This window comes from Colwellia psychrerythraea 34H (genome assembly GCF_000012325.1).
Classification (GTDB): Bacteria; Pseudomonadota; Gammaproteobacteria; order Enterobacterales; family Alteromonadaceae; genus Colwellia; species Colwellia psychrerythraea_A.
The window spans coordinates 2038363-2063164 of the sequence record NC_003910.7; the positions used below are offsets into that span (position 1 = coordinate 2038363).

24 protein-coding genes are annotated in these 24802 nt (G+C 38.3%); 8 read left to right on the plus strand and 16 right to left on the minus strand.

Going from position 1 to position 24802, the window contains the following annotated elements; translation table 11 throughout:
* Positions 1-30 precede the first annotated feature (30 nt).
* Positions 31-450 (plus strand): cytidine deaminase, encoded by a 420-nt coding sequence (locus CPS_RS08720; RefSeq protein ID WP_011042793.1) that lies wholly within the window; start codon positions 31-33, stop codon positions 448-450.
* Between the two features lie 11 nt (positions 451-461).
* A complete protein-coding gene (gene deoA, locus CPS_RS08725) occupies positions 462-1778 on the plus strand; it encodes a thymidine phosphorylase (protein WP_011042794.1) in 1317 nt (438 codons plus the stop codon).
* A 55-nt stretch (positions 1779-1833) separates the two neighbouring features.
* On the opposite strand, the gene CPS_RS08730 is transcribed toward deoA, so the two are convergent.
* From CPS_RS08730 to udk, 4 genes are all read right to left on the minus strand, one after another.
* A complete protein-coding gene (locus tag CPS_RS08730) occupies positions 1834-2412 on the minus strand; it encodes a thymidine kinase (protein ID WP_011042795.1) in 579 nt (192 codons plus the stop codon).
* A gap of 132 nt (positions 2413-2544) precedes the next feature.
* Positions 2545-3318, minus strand: a complete 774-nt coding sequence (gene deoC / locus CPS_RS08735; protein WP_011042796.1) for a deoxyribose-phosphate aldolase — start codon at positions 3316-3318, stop codon at positions 2545-2547.
* A gap of 53 nt (positions 3319-3371) precedes the next feature.
* On the minus strand, positions 3372-4616 hold the full coding sequence (locus CPS_RS08740) for a NupC/NupG family nucleoside CNT transporter (RefSeq protein WP_011042797.1): 1245 nt from the start codon (positions 4614-4616) through the stop codon (positions 3372-3374).
* Between the two features lie 28 nt (positions 4617-4644).
* Positions 4645-5295 carry a uridine kinase gene (gene udk, locus CPS_RS08745; protein ID WP_011042798.1) on the minus strand — a complete coding sequence of 217 codons (651 nt, stop codon included), beginning with the start codon at positions 5293-5295 and terminating at the stop codon, positions 4645-4647.
* 233 nt (positions 5296-5528) lie between these two features.
* On the opposite strand from udk, the gene CPS_RS08750 reads away from it, so the two are divergent.
* Both CPS_RS08750 and CPS_RS08755 read left to right on the plus strand, forming a co-directional pair.
* Positions 5529-6743 (plus strand): phosphopentomutase, encoded by a 1215-nt coding sequence (locus tag CPS_RS08750; RefSeq protein ID WP_011042800.1) that lies wholly within the window; start codon positions 5529-5531, stop codon positions 6741-6743.
* 162 nt (positions 6744-6905) lie between these two features.
* On the plus strand, positions 6906-9215 hold the full coding sequence (locus tag CPS_RS08755; RefSeq protein WP_011042801.1) for a TonB-dependent receptor: 2310 nt from the start codon (positions 6906-6908) through the stop codon (positions 9213-9215).
* An 87-nt stretch (positions 9216-9302) separates the two neighbouring features.
* On the opposite strand, the gene deoD is transcribed toward CPS_RS08755, so the two are convergent.
* The 4 genes from deoD to CPS_RS08775 form a co-directional block, all read right to left on the minus strand.
* Entirely contained in the window at positions 9303-10007 is a 705-nt protein-coding gene (deoD, locus tag CPS_RS08760; RefSeq protein WP_011042802.1) for a purine-nucleoside phosphorylase, read from the minus strand.
* 247 nt (positions 10008-10254) lie between these two features.
* Positions 10255-11250: an adenosine deaminase gene (gene add / locus CPS_RS08765; protein ID WP_011042803.1), complete on the minus strand. Its 996-nt coding sequence runs from the start codon at positions 11248-11250 to the stop codon at positions 10255-10257.
* Between the two features lie 116 nt (positions 11251-11366).
* Positions 11367-12272: an endonuclease/exonuclease/phosphatase family protein gene (locus tag CPS_RS08770; RefSeq protein ID WP_011042804.1), complete on the minus strand. Its 906-nt coding sequence runs from the start codon at positions 12270-12272 to the stop codon at positions 11367-11369.
* Between the two features lie 172 nt (positions 12273-12444).
* Complete coding sequence (locus tag CPS_RS08775; protein WP_049757821.1) at positions 12445-13437, minus strand: hypothetical protein; 993 nt, start codon at positions 13435-13437, stop codon at positions 12445-12447.
* A gap of 452 nt (positions 13438-13889) precedes the next feature.
* On the opposite strand from CPS_RS08775, the gene CPS_RS08780 reads away from it, so the two are divergent.
* The 4 genes from CPS_RS08780 to CPS_RS08795 all read left to right on the plus strand — a co-directional run bounded on the left by CPS_RS08780 (position 13890) and on the right by CPS_RS08795 (position 17378).
* Positions 13890-14732, plus strand: coding sequence for an isopenicillin N synthase family dioxygenase (locus tag CPS_RS08780; RefSeq protein ID WP_011042806.1), 843 nt, complete (start codon positions 13890-13892; stop codon positions 14730-14732).
* Positions 14733-14948: 216 nt separating this feature from the next.
* Positions 14949-15674: a 5-oxoprolinase subunit PxpA gene (locus CPS_RS08785; RefSeq protein WP_011042807.1), complete on the plus strand. Its 726-nt coding sequence runs from the start codon at positions 14949-14951 to the stop codon at positions 15672-15674.
* Complete coding sequence (pxpB, locus tag CPS_RS08790; RefSeq protein ID WP_011042808.1) at positions 15674-16423, plus strand: 5-oxoprolinase subunit PxpB; 750 nt, start codon at positions 15674-15676, stop codon at positions 16421-16423. Before CPS_RS08785 ends, pxpB begins: the two co-directional genes overlap by 1 nt.
* Positions 16410-17378, plus strand: a complete 969-nt coding sequence (locus tag CPS_RS08795; protein WP_011042809.1) for a biotin-dependent carboxyltransferase family protein — start codon at positions 16410-16412, stop codon at positions 17376-17378. Before pxpB ends, CPS_RS08795 begins: the two co-directional genes overlap by 14 nt.
* Before the next feature lie 47 nt (positions 17379-17425).
* Here CPS_RS08795 and uspE read toward each other — a convergent pair whose 3' ends face one another.
* The 8 genes from uspE to CPS_RS08835 all read right to left on the minus strand — a co-directional run bounded on the left by uspE (position 17426) and on the right by CPS_RS08835 (position 24792).
* Positions 17426-18376, minus strand: a complete 951-nt coding sequence (uspE, locus tag CPS_RS08800) for a universal stress protein UspE (RefSeq protein ID WP_011042810.1) — start codon at positions 18374-18376, stop codon at positions 17426-17428.
* Between the two features lie 145 nt (positions 18377-18521).
* A complete protein-coding gene (locus CPS_RS08805) occupies positions 18522-19241 on the minus strand; it encodes an FNR family transcription factor (RefSeq protein ID WP_011042811.1) in 720 nt (239 codons plus the stop codon).
* A gap of 53 nt (positions 19242-19294) precedes the next feature.
* On the minus strand, positions 19295-20044 hold the full coding sequence (locus tag CPS_RS08810) for a sulfite exporter TauE/SafE family protein (RefSeq protein WP_011042812.1): 750 nt from the start codon (positions 20042-20044) through the stop codon (positions 19295-19297).
* On the minus strand, positions 20041-20253 hold the full coding sequence (gene ccoS, locus CPS_RS08815) for a cbb3-type cytochrome oxidase assembly protein CcoS (protein WP_011042813.1): 213 nt from the start codon (positions 20251-20253) through the stop codon (positions 20041-20043). Before ccoS ends, CPS_RS08810 begins: the two co-directional genes overlap by 4 nt.
* A 102-nt stretch (positions 20254-20355) precedes the next feature.
* Positions 20356-22818 (minus strand): heavy metal translocating P-type ATPase, encoded by a 2463-nt coding sequence (locus CPS_RS08820; RefSeq protein ID WP_011042814.1) that lies wholly within the window; start codon positions 22816-22818, stop codon positions 20356-20358.
* Positions 22819-22918: 100 nt separating this feature from the next.
* Entirely contained in the window at positions 22919-23413 is a 495-nt protein-coding gene (locus CPS_RS08825) for a FixH family protein (RefSeq protein ID WP_011042815.1), read from the minus strand.
* Positions 23414-23621: 208 nt separating this feature from the next.
* Positions 23622-24593 carry a cytochrome-c oxidase, cbb3-type subunit III gene (ccoP, locus tag CPS_RS08830; RefSeq protein WP_011042816.1) on the minus strand — a complete coding sequence of 324 codons (972 nt, stop codon included), beginning with the start codon at positions 24591-24593 and terminating at the stop codon, positions 23622-23624.
* Positions 24586-24792 carry a cbb3-type cytochrome oxidase subunit 3 gene (locus CPS_RS08835; protein WP_011042817.1) on the minus strand — a complete coding sequence of 69 codons (207 nt, stop codon included), beginning with the start codon at positions 24790-24792 and terminating at the stop codon, positions 24586-24588. The genes ccoP and CPS_RS08835 overlap by 8 nt, the downstream gene beginning before the upstream one ends.
* Positions 24793-24802: the final 10 nt, after the last annotated feature.

Genomic DNA, 24802 nt, shown 5'->3' on the forward strand with positions numbered 1-24802 from the left:
ATACAGTAAATTATCTAAAGGCATGTAAATATGGATAAAAATAAAATAGAGCGTTTTGATGAGCTACTATCAGCGGCAAAAGAAGCTTACCAACGCGCTTATGCTCCTTACAGTAAATTTCATGTTGGGGCGTCAGCACTGACTACGGATGGAGACATCGTGAACGGCTGTAATGTGGAAAATGCCTCTTATGGTTTGACCATTTGCGCCGAACGTAACTGTATTAGTCATGCTGTCGTTCAGGGTAAGCAGATGTTTAAGTTCATCATGATTTACACAGAACAAGACAAGCTGACTCCTCCGTGCGGTGCATGTCGGCAAGTGATTGCTGAATTTTTCGAGCAATCAGCGCTAGTGGTTGCAGTAAACCACAAAAATGACCGAAAAATCTGGACGGTACAACAATTATTACCAGATGCATTCACCCCAAAAGATTTATTAGACTTATAAGGATTTAATTCATGTCTGTAACCGCTAAAATCATCCCTCAAGAGATTATTCGACTGAAACGTGATGGTAAAATATTAGATGAACAAGCGATAAATGGCTTTGTTTCAGGCCTTGTTGATGGCAACTTTTCAGATAGCCAAGTTGGCGCTATGGCCATGGCTATTTTTCAACAGGGTATGTCGATTGATGAAAGAGTCAATTTTACCAAGGCTATGATGCGCTCAGGAGAGGTTCTTAGCTGGGAAGGTTTTGATGGTCCTATTGTTGATAAGCATTCAACGGGTGGTGTCGGTGATAAAGTTAGCTTTATGTTAGCTGCTATCGTTGCTGCTTGCGGCGGTTATGTTCCTATGATTTCAGGGCGTGGTTTGGGCCATACTGGTGGTACCGCAGATAAACTTGAAAGTATTGCTGGTTTTAATGTACAACCCAGTATTAGTGAATTTAAACGTATTGTTAAAGACGTTGGTGTTGCCATTATTTCACAAACCGATAATTTAGCACCCGCCGATAAACGTTTGTATTCTATTCGTGATGTGACCGCTACAGTTGAATCTATTCCATTGATCACCGCTTCTATCTTATCGAAGAAGCTTGCCGCAGGACTTGATGTCTTAGTGATGGATGTCAAGGTTGGCAATGGTGCCATGATGAATAATTTAGATGATGCTAAAGCACTTGCACAAAGCATTACCAGTGTTGCTAACGGAGCGGGCGTTAAAACACAGGCTATTATTACCGATATGAATCAAGTCTTGGGTACTAGTGCCGGTAACGCCATAGAAATGTATGAAACAGTTAAATACTTAACCGGTAAACAACGAGAGCCGCGCTTACATAAAATTGTGCAAGCACTTGCTAGTGCAATGCTTATTAATACAAATCTAGCGAGTAGTGAAAAAGATGCCCGTGAGAAAATTGATAAGGTATTAAATTCAGGCTTAGCGGCTGAAAAATTTGATCGCATGGTATCCGCGTTAGGTGGACCGAAAAACTTTATAGAAAAGCCTTGGGACTCAATGAAAAAGGCAAATGTTATTACTGAGGTGCGAGCATTACAGCATGGTTACATTGCGCAGACGGACACTCGTGCTATTGGCATGTCGGTGGTTGGTTTAGGTGGAGGGAGAACGGCACCTACACAACAGGTAGATCACAGTGTTGGTTTTGATCGGATATTACCACTGGGTGTACAAGTGAATCGTGGCGAAGTGATTGCACGTTTACATGCTAAAGATGAAGACTCAGCCAATAGAGCCATTGAGCAATTTAATAATGCGATTACTTACTCTGAAGAGAGCCCTGAGCTACCACCGGTAATCTACTAACGAATAAATAACCTTAGCAGCTAATATAGATTGCTAAGGTTAGTAACCGGCTGCTTTATAGCCAGACGAGTTGCTTAAAATGAGCACGACAAAGGGGCTCATAACGTTCATTGCCACCAACCTCTACTTGCTCACCATTTTGTACCGCTTTACCGTTAGCATCTTGTCTGATGACAAAGTTAGCTTTTCGCCCACAGTGACATATCGTTTTTAATTCAACCAATTTGTCAGCCCAAGCGAGCAAAGCGGCACTACCTGAGAAGGTTTGTCCTAAAAAGTCAGTGCGTATGCCATAAGCCAATACAGGAATATGCAATAGGTCGACAATATCAGTAAGCTGTTTAACTTGTTCAGTTGACAAAAACTGTGCTTCGTCTATTAGTACACAATCAATTTTTTCAGCTTGATGTTTCTGGTCAACGTCTTTAAATAGATTGATCTTTTCGTCGAATAAAAAAGCGTCTGCATCAATACCTAATCGTGAAGCAACCTTGCCTTTTGCAAATCTATCATCAATTTTCGCAGTATAAATAGCGGTGACTAAGCCACGTTCTTGATAGTTATAAGATGATTGTAAAAGGTGAGTTGATTTTCCCGCATTCATCGATGAGTAATAAAAATAAAGTTGTGCCATTTTTAGTTATTTCTTTTTATGTAGTAAATACCTGAGCATTGAAAATTAATGTTTCAACGTTCAGGTATTGTTGTAATGGGATTTAGTTGCCTGATAATAGCAGCAATAACTTAGCTGTGATTTAGGGGGGACTTAGTAGTTACTTGATGACTTAGTATTACTTTTATGTCCAAGTGTATCTAATAAGCTGATAAGTAAGCTACTAGCACCAAATCTAAAGTGATTAGCATCTGCCCACTCATTACCTAATATATTATCTGCTAAATCAAGATAAATAGCGGCATCATCGGCATTTCTAACGCCTCCTGCAGGTTTAAATCCCACCGCAGTATTTTTATTTTTTATCACGGTTAACATAACTTTAGCCGCTTCAGGTGTGGCATTAATGGCTACTTTACCTGTCGATGTTTTAATAAAGTCGGCGCCAGCGTTGATAGCAATTTCACTCGCTTTTCGTATCAATTCTTCAGATTTAAGCTCACCTGTTTCAATGATGACTTTAAGCTTAGCATTGCCGCTACAGGCTTGTTTACATACCTTTACCATATCAAAACCAATTGTCTCATTACCCTGTATTAACGCACGGTAAGGAAAGACTAAATCGACTTCATCAGCGCCATAAGCGACAGCAGCTCTTGTTTCTGCCAACGCAATATCAAGATCGTCATTGCCCTGTGGAAAATTAGTGACGGTTGCTATTTTTATGTGAGGTGTTTGTTGCGCTTTTAACGCCTTCTTAGCCACAGGAATAAAGCGTGGGAAAATACAAATAGCGGCCGTTTCGCCGGCAGGTGATTTAGCTTGACGACAAAGGTCAATAATTTCTTGGTCAGTCTCCGTGTTGGTAAGACTCGTTAAATCCATTAGTGACAGTGCACGTTGGGCTACTGCTTTAATATCAGACATAATGTATTGTTCCTGTGTTAAATTCTCGTGTATCGTTTTTGTGTATATATTTCCTATAAGGAAATAAATATACCAGCAATTGCTGCGCTCATTAGATTGGCTAAAGTAGCTGCAATCATGGCTCGCATGCCTAATCTGGCAATGTCATGTCGACGGCTCGGCGCCATCGAACCAATGCCACCAAGTAAAATGGCTATTGATGATAAATTAGCAAAACCACATAATGCGAAAGTCACAATGGCTTGAGTTGCAGGGCTTAAGGTATCTTTGATTTCAACAAAATTAACATAGGCAAAGAATTCATTGACGACAACTTTTTGCCCAATAAAACTACCTGCTTGCAGCATTTCATTGACCGGAACACCAATAACATAAGCAAACGGTGCAAAAAGGTAACCCAAGAAAAATTCTATGGTGATATCTTCATAACCGAATAAGCCAAAAACACCGCCAATTAGCGAATTTAACAATGCTATTAAGGCAATGAAGGCAAGTAACATTGCACCGACATTTACTGCCAATTTAAGACCTGACGCTGCACCAGAAGCGGCGGCATCAATTACATTTGTTGGTTTTTCATTTTCGTCATCATAATCGACAGACTCGGTAACTATTTTATCGTGTTCAGTTTCAGGGCAAATGATTTTAGCCATTAATAGTCCACCTGGGGCGGCCATAAATGAAGCGGCAATTAGATATTTTAGTTCAATACCTAGGCCAGCGTATCCTGCTAAAATAGAACCTGCAACGGATGCTAGGCCACCAACCATGATGGCAAATAGCTCTGATTGGGTCATTTTTGCAATATAGGGACGAATAATAAGAGGGGCTTCGGTTTGACCGACAAATATGTTGGCCGTAGCTGAAAGTGACTCAGGTTTGCTTGTCTTTAAAAGCTTTTGTAATGCGCCGCCGATGATTTTAATTACCCATTGCATTATGCCAAGGTAATAAAGCACAGCAATTAAAGACGAAAAGAAAATAATATTAGGCAATACTCTGATGGCAAAGACAAAACCTACACCATTGTCAAACATAGCATCGGTACCTAAACCACCAAAAAGAAAGTTAATGCCTACTTTTGCACTATCAATAACACTTTGCACGCCATTAGTCATAGACAGCAAAACATCTTTACCAAAGGGAACATATAACACAAAAGCGCCAAGCAGCACTTGTAGTGCAAAAGCTAAACCGACTGTGCGAATATTTATTGATTTTTTTCCACTTGATAACGCGTAGGCGATAGCTAACAAAACGAAAATTCCTAGCACACCTCTTAGAGCACCTAATTCCATGAATACCTCTTATATTTTATTATTATATTTATTGTTGTGGGGGTAATTGTGAAAGTTGTCGAATTTTTGCTTTGATCACCTCAATTGCCATTCTATTTTTACCTCCTCGGGTAATAACAATATCAGCCCAAGCTTTAGAGGGTTCAATAAATTGATAATACATTGGCCTAACCGTTGCTAAATATTGGTTAGTGACCGATTCAATACTGCGGTTACGTTCAACTAAATCTCGCTTAATTCTTCTAATGAGACATATGTCTAATGGTGTATCCATGTAGACCTTAATGTCAAAACACTCTCTTAATTCCTTGTTAGATAAAAGTAATATACCTTCAACTAGAATTATTTTAGTGGGTAAAAACTTTTTACTCTCATCGAGCCGGGTATGAGTTTTGTAACAATAAACAGGACTATTAATCATCTGATTTTCAGTGAGTTTTTTTAAGTGCTCTGATAAAAGTTCGTGTTCAAATGCACTGGGATGATCATAGTTAGTTTGCTCACGCTCTTGCATGGACAAATGAGATTGGTCACGATAATAAGCATCTTCATAAATAATAGAAATACCACTGTCACCAAGCTCATCAATAAGCTCATCATGTATTGTTTTGGCAAAAAGAGTCTTGCCTGAGGCCGAAGGGCCAGCGATAGCAATAATTGTTGGTTTAATTGGTTTCAATGTTCAGCCTGTAGTTAAAGCAAATATCAATAATTAAGAATTTTTTACTATCTTGAGCTTTGTTAGTAATTGGCGCAAGATATTCTCTATAGTTTAGATAAATAATCAGCGACAAGATAAAGCTCTATTTACCCTTAATTGTAAAGATGATAAATTAACACAACTTGACCAGTTGGTCATAGTTTTTGACAAATTATTTTAATCATTGTGATTAAATGTAAAAAGGAAACATTATGGCTCGTGCAATAATTATAGTTATTGATAGCTTGGGTATCGGTTATTCTCCAGATGCTGTTGATTTTGGTGATGTGGGCGCAAATACGTTTGCTAACCTAGCTCGTGCTTATTATGAAGAAACAGGTAAAGAGATTTTCTTACCCAACTTATCGGCACTTGGAATGATAAAGGCTTGTGAACAAGCATCTAATCAAACATTTCCTTATCAGGGTCAAGAACCAAGTAAAGGTGCTTATGGTTTTGCACAAGAAATAAGTACTGGTAAAGATACGCCCAGTGGTCACTGGGAGATGGCAGGCGTACCTGTACTTTTTGATTGGGGATATTTTACCGATAAAAACAGTAGCTTTCCCACATCATTAATTGACGATATTAATCGTGAAACGGGTTTTGATGGCATATTAGGCAATTGTCATGCTTCAGGTACCGAAATTCTTACCCGTTTAGGACAAGAGCATATTGAAACAGGTTTACCGATTTGTTATACCTCGGCCGATAGCGTTTTTCAAATAGCTGCGCATGAAGAACATTTTGGTTTAGATAACCTCTATAAATACTGTGAAACGGTTCGAGAGTTACTTGGTGATTTAAATATAGGACGTGTTATTGCTAGACCCTTTGTAGGAGATAGTGCTGATAACTTTGCTAGAACAGGTAACCGTAGAGATTACTCAGTGTTACCGCCAGCTCCTACGGTACTTGATAAAATATCACAGGAAGGAACTCATGTTATCAGTGTTGGTAAAATTGCTGATATTTTCGCTCATCAAGGCATTGATGAAAAAACAAAAGCGACTGGGCTCAATGCACTTTTTGATGCCACTTTGGATCATATTAATACCGCACAAGACAATTCACTCATTTTCACTAATTTGGTTAATTTTGATCAAGATTTTGGTCATAGACGCGATGCTATCGGTTATGCAAAAGAGCTTGAAGCACTAGATGTTCGTATACCTGAGCTCTTTCATGCGATGTCTGCGGAGGATGTACTATTCTTAACCGCTGATCATGGTTGTGATCCAACATGGCCTGGTACTGAGCATACTCGAGAGTATGTACCTATTATTGCTTATCATCATCAGATTGACTCTGTAAACCTTGGTAACCGTAAGACGTTCGCTGATTTAGGACAAAGTGTCGCCGAGTTATTTAACGTAGAAGCAATGGACTACGGCACAAGCTTTCTGTCAGAGATATACAGTAAGTAATAAAACAATAAAGTTATAAGTACAGTGAATGGTAGGGGGAAGTTCTACCGCAATTAATTCAATAACCTGTATAAGTTCTACTACACTATAAAACATAATAAAAACAAAAGATAAAAAGCATAAAACATAATAAATAACAAAAACAGTTCTGGGAGTAAACAAATGAAAATATTTAAAAAAAGCGTATTGTCACTTTGTGTGCAGGCGTCAATCATTGCGAGCGTTACTGGTTTCTCTGCTAGTGCCCTAGCAGCAGAAGAAGTGGATAAGAATAAGCTAGAAGTCATTGAGGTTACTGCACGTAAACGTGTTGAAAATGTTCAAGAAGTTCCGGTTTCTGTCTCTTCTTTACAAGGTGAAAATCTTGATGCTTACAGCTCTGGGGGGATGGATATTCGCTTTATGAGTGCTCGTATTCCAAGTCTTGCGGTAGAGTCCTCATATGGACGAAGCTTTCCCCGATTTTATATTCGTGGTTTAGGTAATACTGATTTTGACTTAAATGCTTCACAGCCTGTTTCCTATGTCGTGGATGATGTTGTTCAAGAAAATCCAATTTTAAAAGGTTTTCCTGTCTTTGATGTAGAAAGAGTCGAAGTGCTTCGTGGGCCTCAAGGAACGTTGTTTGGACGTAATACGCCAGCTGGCTTAGTTAAGTTTGATTCAATGAAGCCAACACAGTCTTTTGATGGTTATGCTGCAATTTCTTATGGTACTCGTGGCGCAATTGATTCATCAGGCGCAATTGGTGGTGGTTTAACTGATAATTTATCAGTTCGGGTGTCTGCTCTGCATCAATCAAAGGGTGACTATATCGATAATAGAGCAGTTGGCTTTGAGAAAAAAGACCAATTAGGTGGTTATGATGATAATGCTGCCCGTATTCAGTTTTTATATGAAGGTAGTGCTTTTAGCGCATTGTTTAATTATCATTTTAGAGACCTTGATGGCTCGCCTATTGTTTTTCATCCCAATATTGCTACTCCTGGGACTAATAATATTCGCGGTGACTTTGAAGCTGATGTCGTTTATCAAGATGCAGGTCAATTTGCAACTCAGGATGTATCAACTCAAGGTAGTAGTTTAAAGCTTGAGTGGGATATTGATGATTACACTGTAACGTCTATCACGGCTTGGGAAAGCGCTGAGATATTTTCTAGAGCTGATGTTGATGGCGGCTATAACGGTTTTCCTCCTGCAGGTGATGCCAATGCAGTATGGTGGGGGGCTCAAACAGCGGATGAAATTCCTGAGCATGATCAATATACGCAAGAGCTTCGTTTAGCTTCCAATTTTGCAGGTAAGCTTAATTATCAAGTGGGTCTTTTCTACTTTAGTGAAGAATTAATTATTAATACTTATGATTATTTTACTCGAGATGGTACATCAACACCATCTGACCCAGCGCACGGCGCACAGAACGGTGAATCAACACAGTATCAAGATACAACAGCTTGGGCAGTATTTGGCTCTGTTGATTACGATTTCACAGAAGACTTAGCAATAACAGTAGGCCTTCGTTACTCTGACGATCAGAAAGACTTTACGGCTGAGTTATTAGATCATCCATTTATACCAGGAGCAGATGGCGGTAATTTCTCTGAGTCTGTTGATGTAAGCGATAGCCACGTAAGTTGGGATATTAGCGGTACTTATAAAATAAACAAAAATATAAATTGGTATGCTCGTGTCGCCAATAGCTTTAGAGCACCAAGCATTCAAGGTCGTGTGCTTTATGACCAAAATGTGAGTGTTGCTGATTCAGAAACGATTACATCGTATGAAACTGGATTAAAATCTGATGTTTTAGAAGGGAGAGGTAGAGTTAATGCATCCGTCTATTATTTTGATATGAATGATCAACAATTAACGGCAGTAGGTGGAACCTCGAATTCAAACACATTGTTAAATTCAAATGGTACTATCGGTTATGGTATTGAGCTAGATTCAGAATGGATTCTAACTGATAACATTATTGCTACTTTCAACATCAGCTACAATAAAACAGAAATTGATGATGACGGTCTAGCCGTTGCGGCTTGTGGTTCTGGTACATGTACTGTAACTGATCCAACCTTCCAAGTTCCAGGCGATTTTGGCCCAACTACTATGGCGTATATTGACGGTAACAGCTTACCTAATGCACCTGAATGGATTTCAAACTTAACCTTAAGCTACGTAAAAGAGATTGGAGATGGAGAGTTTTTTGCGCATACTGATTTAACTTACCGTGGCAAAGTTGATTTCTTTTTATATAGAGCCGAGGAGTTTGAAGGTGAAGCCTTAATAGAAGTTGGCGCACGTACTGGTTATAACTGGATTTCTGGTGATAATGAGTACGAAGTTTCAGCATTTGTGCGTAACCTTACCGATGAGGAAGTGATTATTGGTGGTGTTGATTTCAATAATAACTCAGGCATGGTTAACGAAGAGCGTTTTGTTGGCGCAGCATTTAAAGTGTCTTTCTTTTAGCGTTTAAATCTCATCATTTGAGAAATAAAAAAGGGTTAGCATTTTGCTAACCCTTTTCTTTAACACAACGAAAACTGAATTTGAAAGCTATAGTACGCTTTCTAATGTAAGTTCCATCATATCTTTAAACGTAGTTTCTCTTTCTTCAGAAGTAGTTTTCTCACCTGTTTTTATATGATCACTAACGGTCAATACGGTAAGTGCTTTTTTACCATATTCAGCAGCAACACCATAAAGGCCGGCTGCTTCCATTTCTACCGCTAAAATTCCATACTTTTCCATGGTTGCAAACTTTTCAGGTTGCGGCGTATAAAATAAATCAGCAGTAAAAATATTACCTACATGTACAGGTTTACCGAGTTTTTCAGCGGTATCAACGACACTTTTTAATAAAGAGAAGTCGGCACAAGCAGCAAAATCTACATTGTGAAAACGTTGTCTGTTAACGTTTGAGTCTGTGCTCGCCGCCATACCAATAACAATATCACGAATCTTTATATCATCTCTTACTGCGCCACAAGAGCCGATGCGTATGATTTTTTCAACGCCATAATCTTTATAAAGTTCAGTAGCGTAAATAGATATGCTTGGTACGCCCATACCTGAGCCCATTACAGAGACACGCTTACCTTTATACGTACCTGTGTAACCAAGCATATTGCGTACTTGTGTAATGCATTTAGCATCGTCTAGAAAGTTATCGGCAATAAATTTTGCTCTAAGTGGATCGCCAGGCATTAGTACTGTTTCTGCAAATTCGCCGTCTTGTGCTTCGATATGTGGTGTTGGCATAAGAGTTATCCTTTTAAGGTTAAGTGTAACTCAGTAAGTTTCTAGCCAGAACAGAATCATTCATGCTGCTATCAAGGATTTTTTACTGATAAAGTTGATGTTAATTTTTACTTAATTAAGTATTTATTTTACTGATTTTTACAGTACTGCGCAGTGTTTATTCATCTATAAACATTGCGCAGTTAATAATAATGCTAAGTGAAGTCCGGTTCAAGTAGACCCCATTATTTTAGCCTTATTTTAGTGTTTATTGTTTAATGTTGAGCAGTGCTGTCTTTTCTTGCTCAGATAAAAAGCTCATTTGCACCGCATTTCGTTGTAATTGGGTGATTTGATCTGTATTGAGTCCAAGTACTTCGCGTGCTACTTGAAATTCGCCAGCGAGCTCGATATTTTCAACGGCAGGGTCGTCAGTATTTAAGCAAACTGTAAGATCGTTTGCTAAAAATGTTTTTACTGGATGTACTGCCAAATCTTTAATCGTTCCTGTTTGGTAGTTTGAAGTAAGGCAAGACTCTATGCTTATTTTATTTTCTCGCATGTAGTCCATTAATTCTTGATCCTTAGCACAAGCCACACCATGACCAATGCGCGTTGCACCCAGTGTTTTTATAGCATGCCAAACACTTTCAGGCCCGGCGGCTTCACCGGCATGGACACTAACATTAAGGCCTGCATCGTTTACTTGTTTAAAGTGACTTTCAAAAAGGCTGCCTGGAAAATTGTACTCATCGCCCGCGAGGTCAACTGCAACTAAATCATCTTTATAAGCGAGCAGGGCATTGAGTTCACTTTGGCAGTGTTCAACACCAAAGGTACGACTTAAAATGCCCATTAAATTAATTTTAGTGGTAAATTTTTTTCTACCCTGATTTACCCCCTCAATAATTGCTTCTACCACACCCTCTATTGGTAAGTTGTGCGTCATGGCGATGTAATAGGGAGAAAACCTTAATTCAGCATAATCAATATTAGCGTTATAAGCATCTTCCACATTCTCAAAACCGATACGTACTACATCATCTAGGGATTTTAGCACACCAACACCCCAATCAAGCTTTTTCAAAAAGGCAAGCAGGTCAGCTTCACTGTCAGTGATTTGCACGTGAGGGATAAATGCCTCAAAGTTGTCTTCAGGTAATTTAATATTATTTTGTTGTGCTAACTGCCAAATAGTTTTTGGGCGTATGTTTCCATCTAAATGACGATGTAAATCGACGAGGGGAAGTTGATTATTAAACATGATAAAAGTTTGTCCTAGCAGTGAAAGTGTTGTGGATAAAGTTATGCCGTTGAATTTTGAACATTACCCACGTTACATTCTTATTAATTATAGACTTCATTAGTGTGTTCTAAAAGTTAAAGCTTAACCTTTACTGATATAGGGCAATGGTCGCTTAAGTTTCGAGATAATTCTTTAGTGTATTTAGGTTTGAAAATAAGTTGTTCAAATGAAGATTCAATATACTTTTCTTTGGCCTTAGGGCTAAAAATAATATGGTCTATGTATTCTTTATAATAACCGCCCCAACAACCAGAATTAGCTGTCATGGTTGGTGTCCATAGCGTTTCTTTTCCATCATCATTTAATGCTTGCCACAAACCCTTATCTTCAGAGTATTTTAAAGCGATATCTTGAGAAAAACGTCGATTAAAGTCACCTAAAACAATATACGCAGCGTCTTGGCTTGCATGTAAATCAATCCATTGCTCTAACGGAGATATTTGCTTACTAAGTTTGGTACAGGCCTCTTTACGTTTTTCTTCTTTAATTGATGTACTCGGCATTGCCTTAACACTACTGCTATCTAATGGCGCAGCAAAACAGCCAGATTTTAAATGTACGGCTAACAAATGCAATGTCTTACCATTTTTTGTTAGCGTAATATCCATGCCATGGCGTACTTTACCGACATCTAAGGCTTTATATTCTTTAGCTTCAACAGTAAAGTGTTGTGATTTTTTAATAGCCACGCCAACACGTTGAACCCAGTCTTTGGTAGAAAAGTAATAATCATAATCATTGCCAAAAACTTTGCGTGCCCAATACTCACTCTCAACCTCTTGCAAAGCGATAACATCAGCATTCAATTGTTTGGCATACTTGGCTAATTTTTTGTAATCAGCGTCGGTACGATGGTTGTACTCATGAGAGCCTAGCCAAGCGATGTTCCATGAAGCAACTTTTATCTCTTCGGCCTGAGTTTTAAAACTGCTGAACAGAATTAATAGCAGTCCGATTGTTGTTAATATTACGTTTTTCATCAATAATTCTCTTTTAAGTTCAACGTTTAGTTTGAATATGAACTATCAGCCAAACTTATAGTTATTGCTTTACTTAACCATTAGGTCAGGATTTATATTTTGCAACATTACACTATTTTTACGTTAAGGCACAACCTGTAGGTATAAAAAATTATTGCTGTGTATGCTTTCATTAATTTGAACAACCAATAGTGGGTAAGTCTGGATTAATCAGACCGTTTATAATAAAGGGTCTATCAGGTGATTCCTTATTAAAGATAACTTGAGTGGCATCAAGATATTGAAAATCACCCGCAGCATTTAAATGCCATAGGTTGCTGTCTAACTTCTCAAAGCAGAACTCTCCGGTATCACCATGGCTAATGAGTATTGGTTTATTGATTCGTTTTGCTAGATCTTTAAACGCTTGGCGATACACAGCAAATGCGTCACAAGCTGTTAAGGATGAATTATCGCATGAGCCACTCTCTAATACTGACTGTTGATAAATGTCAGCTTGAAAACCGATAATTATCGCATCAAAATCTTTTGCTTTTTCTTCAATGTTTTTTAACCAAGTAAGATTGTTTTTGTCTCGCTCATCAACTTTTTTGATAGCATTCTCTTGCTTTGATTTATCGATATTAGCCCTACCATTACTGGTTCCAACTATATGTAAAGTACTTATTGCTAGGCGGTCATTAATCCATAACTTATTTTCTATTTGTGTTTCTTGACTAATAATTGAAGGTAAGTTTTTGGTTAACAATGGCGGCGTTTTAAACATCAATTCTATTAGGAAATCGAGTCTTTCTAATTCATTAAAGCTGTAAAGTAATGACGAACGATCACAGTCAGTCCAGTCATTATCTCCAGGGGTGTAGATAATTTTACCTGGATAGATTTGAGCTAACAGTGCTTTATGCTCTTTTAATAAGTCGTCAGTACATGACTTACCACCACTTTTAAAGTCCCCAAGATGCATAACTACAGTAGGATTGGTTTCATTAATAAGACTATATAGAATACCACCGGGCCCTTGCATCATTTGTTTCTCTTTATCGCTATAGGGTGTATCGGCCAGTACAACCACTGTTTGTGCCCAAAGTGTTGAGCTAGTAGTCGAAAGCAATAAAAAGGTAATGTGTAAACAACGCTTTTTCCATAAGTAAATGCTGAAAGTCATCAGTAGCCTTTTAAAATTAAATTAAGAATAAAGGAAATAAATCTAACCTAGCGAAGAATGGGAATTGATGCAAGTTATACCAATTTGTTTAAATTTATTCCTTACTCAGAGCTACATTAGCGAGCTTAGAGCAAGAAAAATTTGTTAAACATAGTTATTCTATATTTTATTCATTTTACGCTGTTATCAGTTTGCTAATTAGCTTCCAAAGGACGAGTTTAAAAGGCTTATATGTTGCGTTATTGATTTTGACAAGGGAATAACCATTCTCTTCAATCTATGCCTTACCTTTAAGCCTTTTAATTCTCGCTGAGTGGGAAATAACTTAATCAACTTGGTATTAGTTATCATAAAGTAAACGAACCAAGTGGTCAGGTTTTTATCTTGCTGCTGTTGAACAAAATCGAGAAAAGAGTAAAATCTCATTATTATCGGCAAAGAGAAGTAAAATTATGCAAGTACTAGTTGTAGATTACACCGCAAAAGACGCGGCAGAAAAGTTTGTTCAAAGTTTACATGAAACTGGGTTTGCTGTGCTTGTTAATCATCCAATAAAACAAAGTTTAGTTGAATCAATTTACAAAAATTGGCAAGAATTTTTCTTAAGCGAAGAGAAACATGCATTTGCTTTTGATCCTGTAAAGCAAGATGGCTATTTCTCATCTGAGATATCTGAAACGGCAAAAGGTCATAGTAAAAAAGATATAAAAGAGTATTTCCATGTTTACCCTTGGGGACGTATTCCTGCACAGCTAAATGATGAAATCTTTGAATATTATCGTTTAGCATCAGAGCTTGCAGCGGAGTTACTTGACTGGGTAGAAGAGTACAGTCCAGCGGACATAGCAGATAAATATTCTGAAACTTTATCTAATATGATTAAAGAGACGCCAAATACATTGTTACGCATCTTACATTACCCACCACTGACGGGTAATGAAGAAGCTGGCGCTGTTAGAGCAGCTTCACATGAAGATATTAATTTATTGACTATATTGCCTGCAGCGAATGAACCAGGTCTACAAGTTCAACGTCAAAATGGTGAATGGATTGATGTTCCTTCTGACTTTGGTAATCTAATAATTAATATTGGTGATATGTTACAAGAAACATCAGCTGGGTATTTTCCATCAACAAGTCATCGAGTTATCAACCCAACAGGTAAGGGCAGTGATAAGTCTAGAATTTCATTGCCTTTGTTTTTGCATCCACGTAGTGAAGTGGTGTTATCTGATAAACATACTCAAGCGAGTTATCTACTCGAACGTTTACGTGAGTTGGGTGTTAAAGTTTAACTAAATATGTGGTTAAGTTAATCCCCCTAGCCGACTTGTGTAACTCGTCGGCTTTTTTGTACCTGTCATTCAATATTTGAGTGACTATGTTTAAATTATTTACCTTGCCTAAAGTGGTTTTAATTCCCACTGAAATTCTGCACTTTGATTGGTAACGGGTATATAATCGCTATATTCTAAATGTTTATTATAAAGAAATGTGACAAGGTCATGAGTATGAAATTAAACTGCGATTTAGGTGAGAGTTTTGGTGCTTGGTCTATGGGACTCGATAATGAAGTTATGCCTCATATTGATCAGGCAAATATTGCCTGCGGCTTTCATGCTGGTGATCCTTTAGTGATGCAAAATACGTTGGCATTAGCCAAGCAATTCCAAGTCAGTATTGGTGCGCATCCTAGTTATCCTGATTTAGTTGGCTTTGGCCGTCGTACAATGGCTTGTTCGTCAGAAGAAATAATCGCGCTTATACATTATCAAGTGGCAGCACTTGACGGTATGGCAAGTGCTCAAGGGCTATCGCTAGATTATGTAAAACCCCACGGTGCACTCTATAACGACATGATGAGAGAGCCTAAAGTGTTTGAAGCTATTTTAACTGCGCTTGCTCAATATCCAAAAACACTTGCGTTGATGTTACAAGCAACGGCAGATATTGAGTCTTATAGGGAGCAGGCAAATAAATTTGGTCTCGTTATTTATAGTGAAGCATTTGCAGATCGTTGTTATGACGATGAAGGTCGATTATTAGCACGTAGTCAATCGGGGGCAGTGTTAAATAAAGAAGCCATGCTTGCCCAAGTTAAACAATTATCACAGCAAGGCACCGTGACCACCATCTCAGGTAAAGTGCTCAAGCTTAGCGTAGATAGTTTATGTGTTCATGGTGATAATATTGCCGGTGTACAGGCTATTCGTGAAATTAAAGAGCTGCTGAGCTAATGTCAACGCTGATAAATGACAGTATTCGCCTTGAAATTGCCGGTGAAAATTCCTTGATGCTATATTTTTCAGATAAAGGACAAGAGTCGTCAATTATTACTCCAAGTATCAGCAGTAATGTTCACCAGGCAGAACAGCTTATTCGTCAAAATTTTTCAACTGAAATAATTGACCTCATTTCTTCATACGCCTCCATTTTAGTGGTGTTTAACTTACTTGAAATAGATCACCACCATTTGCGCAATAAACTAAAAAGGTTATTGAAGCAATGCAGTAATGCAAGTAATAAGCAGGGTCGATTAGTTGAGTTACCCGCTTATTATTCGCTTGAATCAGGCATGGATTTACAACGCATTGCCAAGTATGCCAAATTGACTGTTGAACAGGTTATTAACTTACATCAAGCGCAGGAATATCGAGTGTACGCTATAGGGTTTGCCCCTGGTTTTGCTTATTTAGGTGAAGTTGATAAGCGAATAGCCATGGCCAGATTAACTACGCCACGGCTAAAAGTGCCCAAAGGCGCCATTGCTATAGCCGATAGACAAACTGCCGTTTATCCAGCGCAATCTCCAGGTGGTTGGAATCTCATTGGTTTATGCCCGATTGATATGTTTAACGCACAAGCAGAGCCTACGATGCCTGTAGAAGTCGGAGATAGGGTGAAATTTGTCGAGATAGATAAACAGCAGTACCTTGAGTTAGGTGGTAATTTACCCAATCAAGTGAGTTCAAATGACTGTAAGTAAGGATGCTTTAGGGTTTATCGTTACCAATGGCGGTGTCTTAAGTTTAATTCAAGATGCTGGGCGTTATGGTGCCTTTAATTTAGGACTGACTAATGGCGGTCCTACAGACTCTTTAGCTTTTTATTGGGCCAATAAATTATGTGGTAATACAATCAATTCAACGGCTATTGAAATTAGTCTGGGAGGCTTGGAGCTTATTGCGCAAGTTGATTGTGTTATTGCGATTACAGGCGCTCCGATGCCACTGACTATAAACGGTCAACCAAAGTCATGTTGGCGAAGTTTTCTGGTTAAAGCAGGAGATACTATTAGTTTAGGGTTCACCCCAATTGGTGTGCGTTGTTATTTGGCAGTAGCGGGAGGCTTTACTATAAAGCCAAATTTTGGCAGTACAGCCACGGTTTGTCGAGAGTCGGTAGGTGGCATTAATGGTGATAAACTGGTCAAAAATGACGTATTACCTTGCCAAACCGTGTCTAAAACTGATGATAGGTTAAAACCGCTAATGTTAGCCGAAAATGATCAACCACAATATACTAATGAAGTTCCATTACATACGGTATTAGGTTACCAGCAAGCTCATTTTTCAAGTATAGAAAAAAGATTATTTTTCTCAAGTGAATATCAAATTAGTCAACATTGGGATCGCATGGGATATCGTTTACAAGGTCGTGCGATAAGGGCTGATGTAGATGGTATTTTATCGGAAGGGATTTGTTATGGTGCTGTGCAAATACCAGCAGATGGTCAGCCAATAGTTTTACTTAATGATCGACAGACTATTGGTGGCTACCCTAAAATTGGTGCCGTTATCTCACAAGATTGCGCTAAACTTTCACAGTTACGCCAAGGTGATAAAGTACGCTTTGAGCCAATTTCTATGTCACAAGCAGATAATATGTTTCATCTAAATTTGAGACGATTTTCACAAACAAAGCTTATTAATTATTCCTAACCTCAGCTTTATAATTAAAGTTGAGGTTAGGTAAATAAAGTTAATTACTACTCAACATCAAGTGGTGATATATAGCCATCAGGTTTTAACGCTAAAACATCACAGTCTAATTGGTCAATAACATGTTCAGCAGTATTACCAATCAGTGCTGCAGAAATACCAGTTCGACCGATAGTACCTAAAATAACTAATTCAGCATCAATCTTAAGGGCTGCTTGTTCAATGACCGCTTCAGGTAAGCCTTCCTCGACATAAGTATTACTTAATGGGATATCAAAGCTATTAGCATGCTTGCTCATAGCTTCTTTATGGTGTGCTTGCATAGCACTATTATATTCGCTAGCGTCAAACTCAGGGATTTCAATGGCAATATTTACCGGAGTGCCTGGGAATGAATTAACTAAGTGCACATCTGCAGTGATTAATTGAGCAATATTTTTTGCTTGTGTAGTAATGGCTTCGTTTAAAGAGATATGCTCAGCTTCATCACTACCAACATTTACAGCGGCTAAAATATTACCTTGTTCAGGCCATTCATGTTCTTTAACAAGTAGTACAGGACATGGGCACTTTCTCAAAATGTGCCAATCGGTTGGCGTGAATACTACAGATTTAAATTTATCATGTTGGTGGGTGCCTTTGACCACTAAATCATACTTATGCTCAATGACTTGGTTGATAATGGCTTCAAAAGGGCGATTATGCCAAACAACTTTGCTGGTAATAGTTATTGGGCTATTACTTAGAGCAATGATGTCATCTAGCCATTTTTGTTTTTCTTTAATAACCATTTGGCGCATGGTGTCGCGCTCGCCACTGGATAAGATGGTGGTCATCTCATAAGAAAAATCAAAAATACTAAAAAAAGCAGTAATATTTGTTTGCTGATCTGGAGCGGCAGTATTAATTCTTGATGCGAGATCAATGACTCTTTTAAGGGCTTTTTGTTCATCTGTTGTTGGATCTATCACAACAAGGATATTTTGGTACATGTCCATGGCAACCTCTGGCAAACTAAATAATAACGTTAGTTTATTTATAGCAAAGTTGACAAATTAATGCTTGTTTTAAATCAAGTTTATTTTGTTATAGGGTTATTATCTTTGGGGCGATAATAAACCTATAACAGGAAGGCAGATAGAACTATAGGGCAGCAGTATCACAAAGCTTGTCGATATCAATAATCGAAATTAATTTACCATCGACTTTAATTAAGCCACTTTTATGGAAGCGATTTAATAAACGGCTAATCGTTTCAACAGTTAAGCCAATATAATTACCGATATCACTTCGAGTCATTGTTAAGCGAAACTCTGTCGATGATAAACCACGTGCGTGGTATCGTTCACTTAAGCTCACCAAGAAAGTCGCAACACGTTGCTCTGCATTTTTTCTATTTAGCAGGGTTAACATTTCTTGATCAGTTTTAATTTCATGACTCATTAATCGCAATACCTGCTTTTTAAGCTTAGGCATAGTATTAGATAATTCATCTAGATTTGTATAAGGAATTTCACAGACCATTGATGTTTCAAGTGCTTGGGCAAAACTAGGGTGTTGGCTTTCAGCAATCGCATCAAAGCCAAGTAAATCACCGGCTAAATGAAAACCAGTAATTTGTTCTTCGCCTTGTTCATTTACGGTAAAAGTTTTGAATGTACCTGAACGAATAGCATACAAGGCATGCATTTCTTGACCATCATGGAAAATTTTATCGCCCTTGTGAATAGGCCGTTTGCGGTCAATAATACTGTCAAGAGAATCAAGTTCTTTATCATTTAAAGAGAAAGGTAAACATAGCTCACTAATGCTACAATTTTGACACTTGATATGTTGTATCGTTGGACAACTTTTATTTTGCATAATATTACTCTGTGACGTAGCTATTTACGCTACTTTAAGACAAGTATATGTTATTAGAACATTACTTGATATGCAACAACAAAACTGTAGATACCGTAGGTAATAAGAGAAATAGCCATCATTTTTCGAAAGACTTTATTGACTAGTAGATTTTTTATGCTGTCGATACCTAGGGATAAAGCAATTAATGCGGGTAAAGTACCTAGTCCGAAACAAAGCATAATAGCTGCACCAGTTAAAATACTACCACTGGCAAGTGCCCAAGTGAGTGTCGAATACACCAAACCACAAGGTAACCAACCCCACAAAGCCCCTAAACCTAACGCTTTTTTAGGAGTATCCACTGGGATGACATGTTTAGCTAAAGGAGATAAATAGCGCCATAAACCTTTGCCCAAAGATTCAATCTTATTTAACCATAAAAGCCACTGACCTATATAAAGGCCCAAAAGAATAAGAAAAAGTGCCGCAACTAGGCGTAACCCTGCAATAGGTAAACCTACATTTTTAGCGGCGATAGAGCCAGTAAAACCTACAATTGCGCCAATTAGGCAATAACTAGCAATGCGCCCAACATGATATAAGAAGACTAGATTTAAACGGGAAGCTTGGGGCGAGCAACCTGATGGTGCTGAGGTTACGTTGACAGGAATGTCGCCTTGCAGGCTTTCTTTAGTGGTTGGCAAATTTGACGGTTTATTAATAGCAGAAGTCAGCAGGGTAGTTATACCACCACACATAGCTAAGCAATGACCAGAGCCAAGCAAACCAATGATAAAGGCAGAAAAAACATCTAAACTCATTGGTTATCTGAGCTTTGCTTAGTGTCTTCTATTTCTTTCTTTGGCTTTTCTTCGGTGACTTCATTTTGTTGTTCATCATCAAAAAGAATACTCATGCCTTGCTTTTCTAAGTCTTCAAATTGCTCAGTTTTAACTGCCCAGAAAAAGAGGTAAATGCCCAAAGCAGTTAATAATATGGCTATAGGAATTAGGATATAAATAATACTCATATTTTACTCATGACTAAGTTGATTCGCGTGTTAAGTTTATCTCTAGGGCAGCACTTTGCTTTTAACTCATTGCCCCGCTGACTATTTAGCTTATTTCTTAGCTTACTTTTTAAGTAAACGTAATGAATTAGTAATAACTAAAATAGAGCTAGCTGACATGCCAATAACAGCCATGTAAGGCGTTATATAACCAGCCACAGCTAACGGTAATACAATAGCATTATAACCAAAAGCCCATAAATAATTTTGTAAAATTATTCGACGAGTTCGGTGAGCGACTTTTATCAAAGTATCGATGCTGTTCAGTTTATTATTGAGCAAAATAACATCTGCACCACTCTTAGTGATATCTGCGCCACAGCCCATTGCGATAGAAATATGGGCAGCGCCAAATACTGGTGAATCGTTCACGCCATCACCCGCCATGGCTACTGTATAACCTTGAGCTTGGACCTGTTTAATCTGTTCCATTTTATCTTGAGCACTCAGTCCACCCAATACAGTATTTACGGGTAATGTTTGCGCAATAGTGTCACAAGCAATTTGACTATCGCCAGATAATAACAGCGTTTTATTGTGATTATTAAGCTCAGAGATCACTTCAAAAGCCTCGTCACGAATCTTATCAATGAGATAAAATACGGCAATAATTTCTTTATTGGCTATTAAAATACAGCTAGCACCGTTTACATTAATCTTAAGTGACTTTGCTTGACCGTCTTCTTCAGCAAGACTATTTTCCAACCAAGAGTATTTACCAATGGCATAATCAATAGTATTTATCGTACCGGTAACACCTTGTCCAGAATGCACTTTAACTTCTTGTGCAGTTAAGTTGTAATCTCTATGTTCGGCAAATGGTTTAGCAATAGGATGCTCTGAATGAGCTTCTAATGCTGCAGCTATGGCAAGAATCTGTCCTTGGTTGTAGCTTGAATCGTTATTGATTAACTCAACCCTATCAATAGTAAATTCACCTGTGGTTAAGGTGCCTGTTTTGTCAAAAGCAAAACAGTCAATTTTTGGCATGGTTTCCATAACATGACCACCTTTGATCATAATACCAGCTCGATTTAAATGAGTGGTTGCACAAGTTAAGGCGGTAGGTGTTGCTAATGAAAGTGCACAAGGGCAGGTCGCTACAAGGACAGAAAGGGTGATCCAAAAAGCTTCCTCTGGCATATGTTGCTGCCAATAAATAGCGGTTGCTATGGAAGTTAATAAAATAAGAGCGACAAAGTATTGGGCAATCTTATCTGACAATTTTGCTATTTTAGGTTTATGTGCTTGAGCTTCTTCACTTAAGCGGATCAGTTGGCTTAAAAATGATTGATTTGTTGCTTGTTTCACTTGCACGGTAATATTACCGTCACCATTGAGTGTCCCAGCAAAGACATTATCATTGATTGTTTTGCTAATAGGTACTTGTTCGCCAGAGAGCATGGCTTCATTGAGTTGGCTTAGCCCAGAAAGAATGACGCCATCAGCAGGTACCACTTCACCTGGTTTAATGATAACGAGGTCGCCTTGAATAAGTTGTTTCGCGGCAACTAATACTTCTCTAGTTTGTGACTCGTTGTTCTGTGTTTCTTTGACGATGTTATCGCTCGACACAATCACTTTAGTTGCAGTCATAGGCATTAATTTCAATAAATTGGCAGAGACTTGCGCCGCATGTGATCGGGCTCTAAATTCTAAAAATTTACCGATGAGCAGTAAAAAGGTGAACATGGAAACCGATTCAAAATACACCTCTCCTTGCTGAGTAATTGTTGCCCAGGCACTTGCACTAAAAGCTAAAAGGATAGCAATAGAAACGGGAACATCCATGGATAAGCGCTTTGCTTTGATCGCTTTTATTGCCCCTGTATAAAAGGGCAAGGCACCATAAAAAATAATAGGAATTGTTAAGATGAAACTAACCCAGCGTAGATAAACTTTATTGTGTTCAGCCATTTCAGAGAAGGCACCAAAATAAAGGCCAAAGGCTATCATCATTATTTGCATCATTAAGATGCCACTTATACCTAGACGTTTGATAAAAGCTTTGCTTTGTTTTTTATTTCTTAGTTCTGCTTCGTTGGCTTTAAAAGGCAGTGCTTGATAACCAATATGCTCAATAGCCTGTAATATTTCACTGAGTTTTAATGCATCATCTTGCCATCTAACTGTCGCTCGTTGGCTAGTCGCATTGACGTTTATCTTGACTAAACCTTTGAGCTTTTCCAATTGCATTTCGATAAGCCAAGCACAAGCAGCGCAACTAATACCATCAATCGTTAATATGGCTTCTTTGCAATCATTGTCTTGATAAATAAACTCGGTTTGTAAGATAGCTTCATCAAGTAATTTGTTTTTTTGTAATTGTTCAGGGACAAGAGATTGGCCTTTATGAGCCGGCTCTGTTCTTACTGCATAATATTTAGTTAGGCCATTATCAACGATAGTTTGAGCTACTGCCTGGCAACCAATGCAGCACATAGGTTGTTGAATTTGGCTGATTTCAACCGAGAGGTTAATTCCGTGGGGAACGGCTTCATTACAGTGAAAACATTGACTGGTCATGGCTACTTTCTTAGGGCTGGAGGCACTATGGTAACTTTTTAGATGTCACCATAGTGATTAGAATCGTGCTAACTTATTTAGCTCATCAACGCTATTTAACTTATTGGGCTTTTATCGGGTTAGGAATTAAATCGATAAAATCAGCTTGCGGTAAGCTAAGGGTATCTTGTATTTTCCAATTGTTTTCAAAAGAAGTCAGGGTCAGTTTCCATTTGCCGCTAATATCTTTATCAAAATGGTGTCTGAAATAGCCATTACCATCTTGAGTTAACGCTAAATAAAAGTCTCTTTCTTCAAGGGTAGGATGAAAAAAACTGACATTAAGTAGTGGGAAAACTTTTTCAATACCCGTTGGTTTAATTATTAACTCATTGTCTTTTAACTGAAGCGCAAATCGCATGCCCAATTTTTGGGCCATTTTTACTTTGCCCACTTCTAAATTGATGGATTTACCTTTTTTATAATAATCACCAACGACTAACGTATCAGGGTTAGTATTAGCTATGATATACGTAGCAATACCAGCTACAACAGCAGTAAAAGGAAGAATAAAAACTAACCAAGCCCAAGGCTCGCGGTACCAAGAATCTTTCATAAAAAAGTACTTACGTTAACGGTAGAATATGGGGCAGGATTATACCTTTTTTCTCAACAAGCATCTACTTTTGTGCTCTTTAAAAGACATAAAAAAACCCTTGGTTACAAAGTGTAACAAGGGTTTTATATTCATGTTGAGGGATAGCTCAATCTGTCATGAATGACAAAGACCGAACTAAGCCGCTCAGTATCAGTATTATGGATTATTAATCTTGAGAAAGACTATAAACATAAGCACTAATTAGATGAACTTTTTCTTCACCAAGAATATCTTTCCATGGCGGCATAACACCAGCACGACCATTGCGGATAGACTCTTCAATTGCACGTTTTGAACCGCCATATAACCAAACATTATCTGTTAAGTTTGGCGCGCCCATAGGCATACCTAATGCTAAGCTACCTTGACCATCAGGACCATGACAAGCAGCACATAAAGCAAATTTAGCTTTACCGGCTTTCGCTAATTCAGGATCTACTGAACGACCACTTAAGCTAATGACATAAGCTGCAACTTCTTTAACACCTTGGTCGCCGCCTAATGCGCCTTCCCAAGCCATCATGCCTGAAGCAATACGACCATTCATAATAGTCTCTTTAATCACTGCAGGTGTGCCGCCATATAACCAGTCTTTATCAGTTAGGTTAGGGAAGCCGGTAGTACCGTGAGCATCAGAACCATGACACTGTGAACAGTTTTGGATGAACAAACGCTGACCCACTTTTAATGCGTCGCCGTCAGTAGCCAAATCTTCAATGCTACGCGCAGCGTAAGCTTCAAAAATCGGACCAAATTTAGCATCAGCAGCGGCAACTTCACGGTCATATTGTACTAATACACCAGAGTCTTTATGCAAGTTCTCTATTGTTTTAGCTTTTGATTCCGCAAGGTTTAAAATGCCTTGGTTAGAGCTTTTCCAGCCTAAAACGCCAGTCCAGTTACCTAAGCCATAAAGTGCGATATAACCAAATGCCCAAACGATAGTTAATAAGAAAAACGTGCTCCACCATTTTGGTAAAGGGTTGTTTAACTCTTCAATGCCGTCAAACGTATGACCCATTGATTCGCCTTCTTCAACGCCTGCAAAGTTCTTTAAGCACATACGTAGTAGTAAAAAACACCCTACTAACGAGCCAAGGGTAAGAACCCAAACCCATATATTCCAGAAGCTAGACATTATTATTCGTCTCCTGTTTGCTTTCTTTATCGGGATGGCGCGTTTTATCTGCTGTATCTAATTTGTCTTCTTCAAAAATAGAGTTTGCGACATCATCAAATGAGTCTTTACGCTTTTTTGAATAGGACCATACAACGATGATAATAAACAACGCCAATATAAGGAGGGCAAAAAACCCTCTAAGTGTTCCGTAATCCATGATGCTCAGC

What these genes read in the sequence shown, in the direction of transcription:
- CPS_RS08795 (WP_011042809.1), top strand. Translation starts at nt 16,410, where the DNA reads ATGACTGTAAGTAAGGATGCTTTAGGGTTTATCGTTACCAATGGCGGT.
- CPS_RS08835 (WP_011042817.1), bottom strand. Translation starts at nt 24,792, where the DNA reads ATGGATTACGGAACACTTAGAGGGTTTTTTGCCCTCCTTATATTGGCG.
- ccoS (WP_011042813.1), bottom strand. Translation starts at nt 20,253, where the DNA reads ATGAGTATTATTTATATCCTAATTCCTATAGCCATATTATTAACTGCT.
- CPS_RS08805 (WP_011042811.1), bottom strand. Translation starts at nt 19,241, where the DNA reads ATGCAAAATAAAAGTTGTCCAACGATACAACATATCAAGTGTCAAAAT.
- ccoP (WP_011042816.1), bottom strand. Translation starts at nt 24,593, where the DNA reads ATGTCTAGCTTCTGGAATATATGGGTTTGGGTTCTTACCCTTGGCTCG.
- CPS_RS08750 (WP_011042800.1), top strand. Translation starts at nt 5,529, where the DNA reads ATGGCTCGTGCAATAATTATAGTTATTGATAGCTTGGGTATCGGTTAT.
- CPS_RS08755 (WP_011042801.1), top strand. Translation starts at nt 6,906, where the DNA reads ATGAAAATATTTAAAAAAAGCGTATTGTCACTTTGTGTGCAGGCGTCA.
- CPS_RS08770 (WP_011042804.1), bottom strand. Translation starts at nt 12,272, where the DNA reads ATGAAAAACGTAATATTAACAACAATCGGACTGCTATTAATTCTGTTC.
- CPS_RS08780 (WP_011042806.1), top strand. Translation starts at nt 13,890, where the DNA reads ATGCAAGTACTAGTTGTAGATTACACCGCAAAAGACGCGGCAGAAAAG.
- deoA (WP_011042794.1), top strand. Translation starts at nt 462, where the DNA reads ATGTCTGTAACCGCTAAAATCATCCCTCAAGAGATTATTCGACTGAAA.
- CPS_RS08740 (WP_011042797.1), bottom strand. Translation starts at nt 4,616, where the DNA reads ATGGAATTAGGTGCTCTAAGAGGTGTGCTAGGAATTTTCGTTTTGTTA.
- deoC (WP_011042796.1), bottom strand. Translation starts at nt 3,318, where the DNA reads ATGTCTGATATTAAAGCAGTAGCCCAACGTGCACTGTCACTAATGGAT.
- CPS_RS08730 (WP_011042795.1), bottom strand. Translation starts at nt 2,412, where the DNA reads ATGGCACAACTTTATTTTTATTACTCATCGATGAATGCGGGAAAATCA.
- uspE (WP_011042810.1), bottom strand. Translation starts at nt 18,376, where the DNA reads ATGGACATGTACCAAAATATCCTTGTTGTGATAGATCCAACAACAGAT.
- add (WP_011042803.1), bottom strand. Translation starts at nt 11,250, where the DNA reads ATGTTTAATAATCAACTTCCCCTCGTCGATTTACATCGTCATTTAGAT.
- CPS_RS08775 (WP_049757821.1), bottom strand. Translation starts at nt 13,437, where the DNA reads ATGACTTTCAGCATTTACTTATGGAAAAAGCGTTGTTTACACATTACC.
- deoD (WP_011042802.1), bottom strand. Translation starts at nt 10,007, where the DNA reads ATGCCAACACCACATATCGAAGCACAAGACGGCGAATTTGCAGAAACA.
- pxpB (WP_011042808.1), top strand. Translation starts at nt 15,674, where the DNA reads ATGTCAACGCTGATAAATGACAGTATTCGCCTTGAAATTGCCGGTGAA.
- CPS_RS08820 (WP_011042814.1), bottom strand. Translation starts at nt 22,818, where the DNA reads ATGACCAGTCAATGTTTTCACTGTAATGAAGCCGTTCCCCACGGAATT.
- CPS_RS08720 (WP_011042793.1), top strand. Translation starts at nt 31, where the DNA reads ATGGATAAAAATAAAATAGAGCGTTTTGATGAGCTACTATCAGCGGCA.
- CPS_RS08785 (WP_011042807.1), top strand. Translation starts at nt 14,949, where the DNA reads ATGAAATTAAACTGCGATTTAGGTGAGAGTTTTGGTGCTTGGTCTATG.
- CPS_RS08825 (WP_011042815.1), bottom strand. Translation starts at nt 23,413, where the DNA reads ATGAAAGATTCTTGGTACCGCGAGCCTTGGGCTTGGTTAGTTTTTATT.
- CPS_RS08810 (WP_011042812.1), bottom strand. Translation starts at nt 20,044, where the DNA reads ATGAGTTTAGATGTTTTTTCTGCCTTTATCATTGGTTTGCTTGGCTCT.